Source organism: Streptomyces javensis, from assembly GCF_039525925.1.
Classification (GTDB): Bacteria; Actinomycetota; Actinomycetes; order Streptomycetales; family Streptomycetaceae; genus Streptomyces; species Streptomyces asiaticus.
Map to the genome: position 1 here is coordinate 139,922 of NZ_BAAAIF010000014.1, position 12,032 is coordinate 151,953.

12 protein-coding genes are annotated in these 12,032 nt (G+C 72.0%); 1 reads left to right on the forward strand and 11 read right to left on the reverse strand.

Annotated features, from left to right (window positions below; genetic code table 11):
• Positions 1 to 77: 77 nt before the first annotated feature.
• Entirely contained in the window at positions 78 to 1,010 is a 933-nt protein-coding gene (locus ABD329_RS15780; RefSeq protein ID WP_198275211.1) for an endo-beta-N-acetylglucosaminidase H, read from the reverse strand.
• Positions 1,011 to 1,164: 154 nt separating this feature from the next.
• Positions 1,165 to 1,833: a hypothetical protein gene (locus tag ABD329_RS15785; RefSeq protein ID WP_198275210.1), complete on the reverse strand. Its 669-nt coding sequence runs from the start codon at positions 1,831 to 1,833 to the stop codon at positions 1,165 to 1,167.
• Between the two features lie 265 nt (positions 1,834 to 2,098).
• Here ABD329_RS15785 and ABD329_RS15790 point away from each other — a divergent pair, with 265 nt between their 5' ends.
• Positions 2,099 to 2,761, forward strand: coding sequence for a phosphatase PAP2 family protein (locus ABD329_RS15790; protein WP_198275209.1), 663 nt, complete (start codon positions 2,099 to 2,101; stop codon positions 2,759 to 2,761).
• Positions 2,762 to 2,827: 66 nt separating this feature from the next.
• On the opposite strand, the gene ABD329_RS15795 is transcribed toward ABD329_RS15790, so the two are convergent.
• The 9 genes from ABD329_RS15795 to ABD329_RS15835 all read right to left on the reverse strand — a co-directional run bounded on the left by ABD329_RS15795 (position 2,828) and on the right by ABD329_RS15835 (position 12,032).
• Positions 2,828 to 4,153: a glutamate-1-semialdehyde 2,1-aminomutase gene (locus ABD329_RS15795; RefSeq protein WP_198275208.1), complete on the reverse strand. Its 1,326-nt coding sequence runs from the start codon at positions 4,151 to 4,153 to the stop codon at positions 2,828 to 2,830.
• A 7-nt stretch (positions 4,154 to 4,160) separates the two neighbouring features.
• Positions 4,161 to 4,712 carry a dTDP-4-dehydrorhamnose 3,5-epimerase family protein gene (locus tag ABD329_RS15800; RefSeq protein WP_198275207.1) on the reverse strand — a complete coding sequence of 184 codons (552 nt, stop codon included), beginning with the start codon at positions 4,710 to 4,712 and terminating at the stop codon, positions 4,161 to 4,163.
• Entirely contained in the window at positions 4,709 to 5,929 is a 1,221-nt protein-coding gene (locus tag ABD329_RS15805; RefSeq protein ID WP_198275206.1) for a polysaccharide pyruvyl transferase family protein, read from the reverse strand. Before ABD329_RS15805 ends, ABD329_RS15800 begins: the two co-directional genes overlap by 4 nt.
• The gene (locus ABD329_RS15810; RefSeq protein ID WP_198275205.1) at positions 5,926 to 6,876 is read right to left on the reverse strand and encodes a glycosyltransferase family 2 protein; all 951 of its coding nucleotides are present in this window, start codon (positions 6,874 to 6,876) and stop codon (positions 5,926 to 5,928) included. Before ABD329_RS15810 ends, ABD329_RS15805 begins: the two co-directional genes overlap by 4 nt.
• 116 nt (positions 6,877 to 6,992) lie before the next feature.
• Complete coding sequence (locus ABD329_RS15815; RefSeq protein ID WP_198275204.1) at positions 6,993 to 8,282, reverse strand: MATE family efflux transporter; 1,290 nt, start codon at positions 8,280 to 8,282, stop codon at positions 6,993 to 6,995.
• Complete coding sequence (locus ABD329_RS15820) at positions 8,279 to 9,562, reverse strand: DUF4910 domain-containing protein (RefSeq protein WP_198275228.1); 1,284 nt, start codon at positions 9,560 to 9,562, stop codon at positions 8,279 to 8,281. The genes ABD329_RS15815 and ABD329_RS15820 overlap by 4 nt, the downstream gene beginning before the upstream one ends.
• A gap of 2 nt (positions 9,563 to 9,564) precedes the next feature.
• Complete coding sequence (locus tag ABD329_RS15825) at positions 9,565 to 10,590, reverse strand: NAD-dependent epimerase/dehydratase family protein (RefSeq protein ID WP_198275203.1); 1,026 nt, start codon at positions 10,588 to 10,590, stop codon at positions 9,565 to 9,567.
• 3 nt (positions 10,591 to 10,593) lie between these two features.
• Complete coding sequence (locus ABD329_RS15830; protein WP_198275202.1) at positions 10,594 to 11,241, reverse strand: PIG-L deacetylase family protein; 648 nt, start codon at positions 11,239 to 11,241, stop codon at positions 10,594 to 10,596.
• Positions 11,238 to 12,032: a glycosyltransferase family protein gene (locus ABD329_RS15835; protein ID WP_198275201.1), complete on the reverse strand. Its 795-nt coding sequence runs from the start codon at positions 12,030 to 12,032 to the stop codon at positions 11,238 to 11,240. Before ABD329_RS15835 ends, ABD329_RS15830 begins: the two co-directional genes overlap by 4 nt.

A 12,032-nucleotide genomic window follows, 5' to 3' on the forward strand; every position in this document is an offset into this window, starting at 1 on the left:
CTATCCGTCCGCCCGGAGCGCCCCGGGGGCCGCCCAGCCTGCCCGGGCCGTCGCGCGTACGCAGGTGTGCGGTCGCCCTACGGCGTGTAGACGGCGTCGCTGCCGTACAGCTCCCTGGTGAACGCGGAGACATCGGCGCCGCGATTGGAGCCGTCGAGGTTGTACGTCAGATAGACGCCGTACCCCTCGCTGACGGTGCGGCGGGCGAGACTGGCGGCCGTGCTCTGCGAGGTCCGGCCGATCTCGACGGCCGCCGGGGACAGCTTCGACTTGGGCAGTGCGATGCCGGGAACCTGCCAGGTGCCGTAGTACGGGTTCCAAGCGTAGTCGAACTTGGACGAGACGTCGACGCCGCCGTAGGAGAGGCGCGACGCGGCCGGGCCGATGTTGTAGAGACTGATGATCTTGTTCGGCATGTTCGCGCGCAGCGCCGTCACCAGGTGCACGAACGAGCTGTCATTGGGCTGGCCGGTGCCGTTGTTGCCGTACTCCGCGTACTCGTCATCGAAGTCGATGCCATCGAGGCCGTACGTGGACACGGTGTCCGACAACGTTTTCGCGAACGCCGAAGCCGCCTGCTGCGAAGGGAAGTTGGCGAAGCCCGCGCCCTGATGGTTGCCGAGCACCGAGAGGACGACCTTGATGCCCTTCTGCTGCAACGGGCGTATCTCCGTGGCGGCGTTGTCGAGGACGCGCTGCACGTTCTCGTTGAAGTGCAGATACGCCGCCTTCGTACCCGTGTCGTAGTTGATGTTCGCCGCGAAGATCACGGCGACGTCGAAGACATTGCCGCCGCCGCCCGCGAGGGTGTACTTGCCGACGTTCCGCATGCTGTTGTTGTTCACCTCGACGTACGCCACCGAGGTCGGCCCCTGTTTCGCGACAGCGGGGGCCGCTGCCGCGCCGGTCGTGGCGCTCGCCGTGGTCCCGGTCCCGGCGAAGGCGAGGGCCGCCACCGCCGAGAGCGCGAACGCGGCCGTCCGTAATCTGCTCCGCACCAGAGTGAACATCGTTGCCCGGTCTCCCCTCGCATGGGTCGGCGCCCGACCTGTTCGAAGCGCCGAGTGAGCCCCCCAAGTCTTCCGCTCCCGTGACCGAATCCCGAGAATCGCGCGCGAACTCTTCACGACTCCCCCTCACGTCACACCGCACCCCGGCGCGCGGTCAGCCGCGGGGGCCGCTTCCGGCGTGGTAGCCGAGTTCGAGGTAGCGGGTGCGGGTGCTCCAGGAGCCGAGGTCGGGCGTGTTGGCCAGGATGTCGCACCAGGGCTGGGCATCGGAAGCGGCCGCCTCGCCAAAGGCCGCCTTGCGGGGAGCCGCCTCGCGGGGAGCCGCATCGCCGGACGGGCCCCCCTCGTCGTGCGCGGGCGGCGGATGGCCGGGGCGCCCGGCCCAGAGCCGCACTCCCGACCGCGCCTCGGACTCGCGGACCGGCTCCCACCAGCCCGCCGAGAACATCCCGGCGAGCTCGTGCATGGCGATGAAGCTGGCCACGCCGCCCTCGGGGTCCGTGCGGTCCGGGCGCTCGGTGAGGGCGTGCCACAGGAAGCGCATGTTCGGCAGCCGCACATCGGGCTTGAAGCGGTACACGAGCCGGTCCAGCGTGATCGAGCCGATGCGCGGCAGCTGTACCCGGTTGAGCGGGACGACCTCGTGCTTGTGGCCGTTCCAGGTCAGCGTCTGGTTACGGCCCCTGTAGCCGGGCTCGCTGTAGACCGTGGCGTGGAGGAGTTCCCTGCGATCGGGCCTGCGGTTGTGCAGCATGCCCGCGGCGGTGACGGCGCCGCCCACGGAGGCCAGGCCCGCCAGCAGGATTCTGGTCTTGCGCTTCATCGGGACGCTGCACCTCGCTTCTGGCGGAACGGCCACCTTCATCATGCGTCACCGATGACCGCTGATCCACCGTCAGCTCCGCCCGTCAGCTCCGCGGACACGATCGCCTCGCGGACCACCTTCCACGGCGTTCATCTCCGCCGCCGGGATTGACGAACTCCCGGTAGGATGACAGGTGATGACGCGTAGAGGCTGATCCTGATGCCCTTGACCAGGGCGACGGCCAGGCCGGCGAGGGTGGATCGGACACGACGGGGGGCTCGCGTTGACCGGCCGACCGGCGCCCGCGGTGCTGCCCCTGTCGTTGCGCGCGCGGCTCGGGCCGGTCGCGGCCCTCGCCGCGCTGGTGGTCTGCGTGCTCGGGGTGCTGTACGCCGGCCACGGCGAGCCCGGCGGGGTGGACAGGTGGCTCGTCGACCCGACGGCGGACAGCGTGCGGCCGCCCTGGAGGCGCGTCGCCCTGGCCATGGACTTCTTGGGGGAACCCGCCGGAGCGGCGACGCTGATCGTGGCCGTCGTGGCAAGCTGTCTGCTGCTTCGGCGTCCTCGCGCGGCGGTCCTCGTCGTCGCCGGCGCCGCCATGACCGTGGGGACGGCGACGCTGCTCAAGCATCTGGTGGGACGCACCATCCACGGCGACGGCAACCTGTCCTATCCGAGCGGGCACACCGCCTTCTTCACCGGACTCGCCATCGTCGTGGCGCTGCTCGCGACCGGCCGGTTCGGCCTCGGCGGGACGGCCGGCCTATCACTCGTGCTCGCCGCGGCGCTCGTGGCCGGCGCCGCGATGGGATGGGCGCAGGTCGCCCTGGGCGCGCACTATCCGACCGATGTCCTCGGCGGCTGGTGCACCGCGCTGGCGGTGATTCCGGCGACCGCGTGGCTGGTCGACCGGGTGGCCGACGCCCCTCGGCGCGAGCGTCGCTGACGTCACGCCACGCCACGTCGCCGCGTCACACCACACCACGTCACCGCGTCACACCACGTCGCCACGTCACGCCAAGCGGCGGAACACTGGCTTCACCGGTCGTCCGCCCAGCCACGGGGTGGGGTCACCGGCGTCCAGTGCCTTCCGGTACACCGCACACGCCTGGGCCACCACGTCGACGGTGTGATCGATGTCGGCGTCGCTGAGCGCGCTGCTCACCACGAATGACGGGGCCAGCACCCCGCCCGCGAGGAGTCGGCGCAGGAACAGGGTGCGGTACTTCTGCGACGGCCGCCCGTTCTCGTCGAGGGTGGCGAAGACCAGGTTGCTGGCCCGGCCCCGGACGACGACGTGGTCGCCGACCCCCAGACCGGCCGCGGCGTCGCGGACACCGGCGGCCAACCGCTCGCCGAGGGTGTGCAGCCGCGCGGTGACGCCCTCTTCGGCGTAGATGGTCTGCACGGCCATCGCGGCGGCCAGCGAGTGCGTTTCCGCGCCGTGCGTGGTGGACAGCAGGAACACCCGGTCGCCGGAGTGGCGCAGGCCCCCCAGCTCCATCAGTTCGCGGCGCCCGGCCAGCGCGGAGACGGCGAATCCGTTGCCCAGCGCCTTGCCGAACGTGGAGAGGTCGGGGACGACGCCGTAGAGGCCCTGGGCGCCCGCCTCGGACCAGCGGAAGCCGGTGATCATCTCGTCGAAGATCAGTACGCAGCCGTGCCGGTCGGCCAGTTCGCGCAGACCGGCGAGGTACCCGGGCGGGGGCTCGACGGCGGTGGCGGGTTCGAGGATCAGACAGGCGACCTCGTCCTGGTACCGGGTGAGCAGCTCCTCCGTGGCGGCCAGGTCCCCGTAAGGGAACGCCACGGTGAGCTCGTTGGTCGCCGCCGGAACGCCCGCGGACATCGGCGTGGTGCCGATGAACCAGTCGTCGACGGAGAAGAACGGGTGGTCGGCGCAGATGGCCACCCGCGAGCGCCCGGTGGCGGCGCGGGCGAGGCGCACCGCGGCGGTGGTGGCGTCGGAGCCGTTCTTCGCGAACTTCACCATCTCGGCGGTCTCCACCGTGGCCAGGAAGCGCTCCGCGGCTTCGGCCTCCACGATGGAGGGCCGGACGAAGTTGGCGCCGCGGTCGAGTTCCCGCCGCACCGCCGCGAGCACGCCCGGGTGGGCGTGGCCGAGGCTGACCGACCGCAGGCCGGACCCGTACTCGACGTAGCGGTTGCCGTCGATGTCCCACACGTGGGCACCGCGGCCGTGGCTGATGACCGGGGCCAGGTCCTCGGGGTACTGGTCGTCGCCCTTGGCGTAGGTGTGCGCGCCCCCGGGGATCATGGTGTGCAGCCGCTCGTTCGCCGTCCGCGACCGGGGTAGTCGAAATCCTTCGGTGTCCAAGCCGACTTCACCCTTCCTTGTGCTTCAGGACCTCGGCGAGGCTCGGCGCCTCCCGGTCCCGCTGCGACATCGACGTGACCGGCAGCGGCCACGGAATGGCGAGCTCCGGGTCGTCGAAGGCGATCGTCACGTCCTCGGCCGGATCGTGCGGGCGGTCGATCCGGTACGAGGTGTCGGCGGTCTCGGTCAGCGCCTGGAAGCCGTGCGCGCAGCCCGCCGGGATGTACAGGGTCGCCTGCGTCTCGCCGGACAGTTCGAAGAAGGCCCGGCCCAGGTAGGTCGGCGAGTCCGGCCGCAGGTCCACGACGACGTCGAAGACCTTCCCGTACGAGCACCGCACCAGCTTGGCTTCGCCGGCGCCGGAGCGCAGGTGCAGGCCGCGCAGCACGCCGCGGACCGAGCGGGACAGGCTGTCCTGGACGAAGGCGCCCGGGTCGAGGCCCACCGAACGGACCGCATCGGCGTCGAAGGTGCGGCAGAAGAAGCCGCGCTCGTCGGCGTGCGGCGTGGGCTCGAACAGGTACGCGCCGGCGATCGCCGGGACTTCGGTCGCTTTCATCGAGCCTTCCGCGGGGTGTGAGGGTGGTCGGTCGTCGGGAACACGGACGCGGTCAACGCGGCGAACTGGTCGGCGAGTTGCTCTGCCGCGGCCCGGTTCCGCTCGGTGAGGGTCTGCCGTAGCTTCGCCGCCTGCTTCTCCAGGTCCCGGAACTGTTCGAGCAGCCGGTCGGCGTCGACCTCGCGCGCCGGGTGGCAGTACGCGCCGAGGCCCATGCGCTCCATGAGCGCGTCGCTCTTCGCCGCGTAGCAGAGCGCGAGCACGGGCGTTCCGGTCTTCAGCGCGCAGATCAGGTTGTGGTAGCGGACGGCCACCACGGTGTCGGCGGCCGCCATCTCGTTCATCAGGTCGGCCAGTGAGGTCGGTTCGGCCGCGGTGACCAGCGGTGAGTCGACCGCGTCGAGGATCGCGGCGACCACCGACGCGTCGCACTGGTCGCCGGTGAGGAGCCGGACCGGTCTGCCCTCCTCGACGAGCGTACGGACGAACCGGATCGTCCCGTCGAGGTAGCGCCGGTGGATCTCCTCGGCCCGGGCGCGGTCGTCGTTGCCGCCGTGGAAGTCCATGACACCGAGGCAGACGGGACCCGGCGTGCCGGTGGGTGTGCTCGCCCGTGGTGCCGGCAGGGAGAACGCGAGGTCCGGGTAGACCTCGTCGCGCGCGGTGTCCACACCCATCGCCCGCATCGCGTCGCGGGACTGGGTGTCCCGGTACGACCGGTACGCGGCCAGCCGCGCCGACCAGCGCACCAGGGCCCGGGTCGGCCGGTCGCCGATCTCGGCGGCGCCGACGCTGACCAGCGCGACCCGGGTGCGCAGCAGCCGGCCACTCGCGCAGAGCAGGAACAGCGAGTACGGGAAGCCCCAGGGCCGCAGTGGCAGCGTGGCCTCCAGGACGCCCATGCCCGGCACGATCACCACGTCGTGCCGGCGCACCCAGGCGGAGGTGCGGAAGACATCGACGAGTTTGCCCAGACCCTTCGCCGCGATCGCGTTCGCACGCGACGCGGTCCGGTACTCCCCGCGGTACCAGTGCAGCCGCGTCGCCGGGATCCCGAACTTCTCCGTCACCGCCTCGGGTCCGCCGCACAGCGCGTCCACGACCGCGTCCGGGTGCTCGGCGCGGAGGTACCCGAGGACGGCCTCGAGTGACCCGTCGTTGCCGAGGTTGCCGGAGCCGAGCAGGCCGAACACCCCCACGCGTGGCGCCGTCCTCATGCCCGCCGCCCCTCACGTCCGGCGACGAGGGCGTCGACGGAGACGGTCAGCTTGGCCGGGTCGACCGGGGTGCGGTCCTCGACCCGCTCACCGCCGCCGCCCGGCCGGACCCGGCTGGTCATCCACGCGGCCAGGTGGCGGTAGCACGCGCGCCGGTCGGCCGGGGACAGCGGGGCCCGCCGGATCGCCGAGGCGAACCCCCAGACGTACTCGGCGAGCAGCCGGGGCGTCGGGTGCAGCGGGCCCGCCCGGCGCGGGTCCAGGTTGACGCACCGGGAGCGCTTGCTCGGGTTCGCCCGCTCGGCGCGGGTGGGGTGGTCGCGGCGGAAGTACAGCAGCTCCGGCACCTGGTGGAACCGCCCGTGCAGGGCGATCTCGGCGACGAAGGTGCGGTCCGCGTGGTGGTAGCTGTCCATCGGCCTCACCCGGCGCAGCGCGGCGGCCCGGATCACCCCGTAGAAGTCGTCACCGCCGGGCTCGAACAGCATGCTGCGGAAGCGCTCCGCCGGGTGCGGTGAGCCGGTGGCGAGCGTGTACTCGTACGGGACCTTCACCTGGCCGTCGCCGTCGATGACCGCCTGGTCGGCGTGGGCGAGGATGACGTCCGGCCGCTCGTCCAGCGCCTGGACGCAGGACCGCAGCAGATCGCGGGCGTAGAGGTCGTCGTGCGAGGCCCATTTGAACAGCTCGCCGCGGCACTGGGTGAACACGTAGTTGTGGTTCGGCGTGGCGCCGACGTTCCGGGGCAGCCGGAGGTACCGGACGCGCGCGTCCCGCGCGGCGTACTCGCGGCAGATGTCCTCGGTCCCGTCGGTCGAGGCGTTGTCGGAGATGACCAGCTCGAAGTCCTCGTAGGTCTGGCCGAGCAGGGCGTCGAGCGACTCGGCCAGGTACTCCTCGCCGTTGTACACGGGCAGGCCGATGCTCAGCCTGGGGTGGGCGGTCATGAGGTCCTCACTTCGGGGATCGAGTTCAGGGGGTGTCTGATGGATCCCCGTGGCGTCGCGACGCCCGGCACGTGCTCTCGCCGCACCGAACGCCGCTCCTTCCCCACGGAGATCCATCAGACACCCCCTTGGTGGTGCTCGCGCAGGGCGGACCGCAGGTGCAGCCACCACACGGCCGAGCCGCTGACGGTCGCGGCGGCGACGCACCAGGCCGAGCCGACCGTGCCGGCGACGGCCGCCCCGCCGAGCCCGCCGCCGACGTAAGCGGCGGAGGCGAACAGCTGGGAGCGCAGGCTGCGCCGGGCGGCGCCGAGCGCGCGCAGCCCGGCCGCCGCGCCGGTGCCGAGGCCGGCGCCCGCGACCCCGAGGGTGACCGGCAGGATGAGCTGTGCGGCGGAGTGCCAGACACCGCCGAGCACCAACTCGCCGAGCCGGTCCGGCATCAGCAGCAGCGCCCCGCCCCAGATCAGCGCGCCGACGGCCTGCCCGCCACCCAGCAGGAGGCAGAACGCGCCGAGGCGGTGCGGGGTCCGCCGCAGCACCCGTGCCGCCTCCGGGACGGTGACCAGCGAAAGGCCCATCAACACGGCGAGGAACGGGCCGAGCAGAAGCTCGGCGCCCCGCACCGCGCCCACCGCGCCGACCCCGACGATGGCGCCGAGCCCGTACGCCCGCAGCTGGCTCGCGCCGCTGAGGCAGGTGTTCTCGACCAGGTACCGGTAGCCGAGATCGCGCTGCTCGCGAAGCCATCCGCGCGCCCCGGTCACCCGGGACCGGATGCCGGACTGGAGGTAGCCGTACCCCGCCGCCACCGTGGCGGAGGCGCCCCAGGCGAGGACGAATGCGGCCACGCTGCCCACGCGGGCGGCCACGACCATGGCCGGGACGAGCGCCACGCCCCACACGACGTCGTTGAGACACGCCTTCCGCCCGGCGCCCGCCGCGAAGAACGAGAACCGCCAGGCGTCCTGGAGCAGCAGCCCCGGCAGCATGACGCCGAGGCAGACGAACGCGGGGCCCACCCGGCCGCCGAGGGCGGGCCCGGCCACCAGACACGCCGCGCCGATGGCCGCGCCCACGCCGAGTGCGGTGCCCGTCGAGCGGGCCACCGCCCCGCGCCAGGACGCGTCCGGCACCCCGCTGAAGCGCACCACGAGCGGATCGGTGGCCAGCCCGCGGGAGATGTTGAGCACCACGCCGTAGGTCACCCAGGCCAGGCTGAACACGCCGAACGCGGTCACCCCCAGCGAGCGGGCCACGTAGATGCCCACCGCGAAGTTGGACATGCTGGAGGCCGCCTGGTCGGCCAGTCCCCAGGACAGCCGGCCGACGAGGGCCCGCTTGGCGGATCCGGCCGGTGGCGCCGGTGTCGTCGTCTTCTCCCCCTCGGTGGGCATCGGCGTCATGCCTTGATCAGCCCGGCGCCGTGCAGGGCGCCGGCCGCGTCGGCGACGGTGTCGAACGGCAGCCCGGATCGCTCCGCGACGTCCAGCAGGCTGTGCTCGCCGTCGGAGAGGTTGAGCACCCAGAGCATGGCCATCTGGGCCTGCTTGGCGTCGCTGCGGCCGCCGAGCGAGTCGTACAACCCACGTCGGCCGAGCTGTGGTTCGCCGTAGGGGCTGAGGTTGAGGTACCGCCGGTTGCGGTCGAGGACGGCGAACGCCTCGCGGCAGACGGCGAGGGTGTCCGCCATCGCCTCCGGGGAGACGAAGTCCGGGTTGTCCGCCGAGGTGTGATACTCGGGGTAGCCCGCGTACGGGGTCCGGGTGAGCGAACCGACGCCGAGATCGAACCCGGGCGAGCAGAACTGCCGCTCGTCGTAGCCGTACGGGGTGAACTCGGCGACGCGGTGCGGGCGTTCGGAGGCGGCCAGCACATGCCGCATCACCCGGTCGATCTCCGCGTCGCCGCGCCTGCTCTGCTTGTACGTCAACGAGCCCCGGTCACCGGCACAGGCCAGCACGAGGCCGTGCTTGACCCGGTCGATCCGCTCCGCGTTGCGGGCCAGCCAGGTGATCGCCCCGATGGTGCCGGGAGCGAAGATGAACCGGTAGGTGTGGTACGGCGTCCGCTCCGCCAGCGCCCGGGCCAGGAACGCCGCCACGGCGATGCCGGCCAGGTTGTCGTTGGCCAGCGAGGGGTGGCAGACGTGGCAGGAGACGATCACCTCGTCGGGGACCTGCCCGGGGACCACGTGCTCGGCGTAGGTGAGGTGCCCGTCCGCGAGCGTGGAGTCGATACGTACCTCGTACTCGCCGTCCGGCAGCGCGTCCAGGGTCTCCTGGGCCAGGCAGAACCCCCATTCCGGCTGGTAGTAACTGGTGCGGTAGGGCACCCAGGACGGGTGGTCCGGCAGGGTGTGCAGGTGTCCGCGCAGCTCGGCCAGCGGCATGGTCCGCGACACCGGCACGCTGTAGCCGAGCACGTGCAGGCTGGACGCGGCGAAGTCGACGACCCGTTTCCCTGAGGGGTCGGCGATGTACGCGTCCCTGATGTTCCACTCCTCGGGCACCGTCCAGTCGAGCACCTGCGTCCCGGTCGGCACCTCGTGCACCTTCAGCGGGACGTACTCGCCGACGATCTCCAGGGTGGCGCGCACACCGTCGCCGGTGATGCTCCGGCACAGCGGGTACAGCCGCTCCACCAGGGCGTGCATCTCCTCACCGGCACCTTCTCCTCCATGCATGGTCACCGGCGCCACCGCAGCGTGTCGTCGACGGTGCCGGCGTCGGACGCCGCGCGCAGCACGGCGAGGCGGGTGAAGCGCTGCTCGAAGTCCTCGCGGGTCAGCCCGTGTTGCCGGTAGGCGTCGGCGAGTTCGAGCGCGCCCTGCTTCACCGTCCACTCGCAGTCGAAGCCGGGTACCGCCGTGCGGAACCGGGAGAAGTCCACCCGGTACGAGCGCGGATCGGCACCGTTCTCCCCGGTGATGTTCACCTTCGCGCCGGACACCGCCTCGGCGACCTGCCCGGCGATCTCGGCGACCGTGACGTTGTTGGCCTCGCTGCCGATGTTGAACGCCCGGTCGTGCACCGCTTCCCGCGGCGCGGTCAGCGCGGCCCTGAAGGCCCGTGCGATGTCGGCGGCGTGCACCAGGGGGCGCCAGGGGGTGCCGTCGGAGAGCACCAGCACCTCGCCGGACAGCAGCGCGTGGCCGACCAGGTTGTTCAGCACGATGTCGGCGCGCAGCCGGGGCGAGTAGCCGAAGGCGGTGGCGTTGCGCATGAACACCGGGGTGAAGTCGCCGTCGGCCAGCGCGTGCAGGTCGTCCTCCACCCGGACCTTGGACTCCGCGTACGGCGTCACCGGGCGCAGCGGGGCGTCCTCGGCCACCAGGTCGTCGCCGCCGGCGGCGCCGTAGACCGAGCAGGTCGACGCGTACAGGAAGCGCCGCACCCCGGCGTCGCGGGCCAGCCGGGCAAGGTGTACGGACGCGTGGTGGTTGATGTCGTGGGTGAGCTCCGGCGCCAGCGATCCCAGCGGGTCGTTGGAGAGCGCGGCCAGGTGGATCACGGCGTCGACCCCGACCACGTGTTCGGCCGTGACGTCGCGCAGGTCCACCCGGTGACCCGGGGGGTCCGCGGGCGCCGGGCCCAGGACGCAGTCGGCGAAGAGGCCGGAGTCGAGGCCGACGACCTCGTGTCCGGCGGCCGTGAGGACGGGCGCCATGACGGTTCCCAGATAGCCCTGGTGTCCGGTCAGCAGTACGCGCAAGGTTCAACCCCCCAGGTTGAGCGTGAGTTTGGTGACGGCGAACGCTTCGGCGTATCGCTCGTGGCATTCGATGCCGCGGATCCGGGCGAGGCCGAGGAAGGCCTCCCGGTCGTACCAGGGCCGGTGCCGCTGCGAGGGGTAGTGCTCCTGCAACAGCCGCACCTTCTGTTCGGCGATCTCCGGCGACAGTGGCTGGTACGCCGCCGGACGGCCGAGGTCGCCGTCCCACTTGACGATCTCGTAGCCGAGCACGAGGTGGTCGCGGAAGGCGGTGGGTATCAGCTTCGCCAGGCCGCGGTGATCCTGGTGCGCGTCATCGGTGCGCGGCGCCAGCACCAGATCCGGCTCGGTCCGCGCGCGCAGTTCCTCAACCGCGGCCTTGGCCTCTTCCCAGTGCGCGGGCAGTCGGCCGTCCGGCAGCTTGTGCACGGTCAGCCGCAGGTCGGCGCCGGGGCAGAAGGCGGCGAGCGCGGCCTGCTCCTCCTGTTCCCGCTCGCTGCCGCCGCCGGAGAGCACCAGGGCGTCGACGCGCAGCCCCGGCCGTGCGCGGCACATCGCGAGCAGCGTGCCGCCCGCGCCGATGGCGATGTCGTCGCAGTGCGCGCCCACCGCGGCGATCCGGTCCGGGCGTCCGGCGCCGAGCCGGATCACGCCCGTGCTCCGGCGCTGTCCCGCTCCCATACGGCCCATGGGCGGTCGCCCCGGGCGTAGGCGGCGTCGAGCGCGGCCCGCTCCTTCACGGTGTCGGTCGGCTTCCAGAAGCCGCGGTGCTGGTGCGCCACCAGTCGGCCGCGCTTGGCCAGTTGGGCGCATCCGTCGGCGACCAGGTCCCCGTTCTCCGGGATGTGGTCGAAGATCTCCTGGCGGAGCACGAAGTAGCCGCCGTTCTCCCACAGCGGCAGTTCGCTCACCGCGGTGATGCCCCCCACCAGGCCGTCATCGCCCAGGTCCACGCAGTGGAACGAGGACTGCGGCGGTACCACCATCATCGACGCACCGGCGTCGCGCCGGGCGAACTTGTCGATCATCTCCGGCAGCGGGGCATCGGTGAGCACGTCGGCGTAGTTGGCGAGGAACATCTCGTCGCCGTCCAGATGGTGCCGCACCCGGCGCAGCCGCTCCCCGATCGGCGACTCGACGCCGGTCTGCGCGAACGTGATCGTCCAGTCCGAGATGTCGGTGGACAGCAGCTCGGTCCGCCCGCCGCGCAGCACGAAGTCGTTGGACGTCGTCTCCTCGTAGTTGAGGAAGAAGTCCTTGATGTGGTGGGCCCCGTAGCCGAGACACAGGATGAACTCCGTGTGCCCGAAGTGCGCGTAGTAGCGCATGACGTGCCAGATCAGCGGCCTGGGGCCGACCATCGCCATCGGCTTGGGCACGTCGTCCGCGGCACCGCTGCGCATCCGCATCCCGTAACCGCCGCAGAACAGAACGACCTTCAT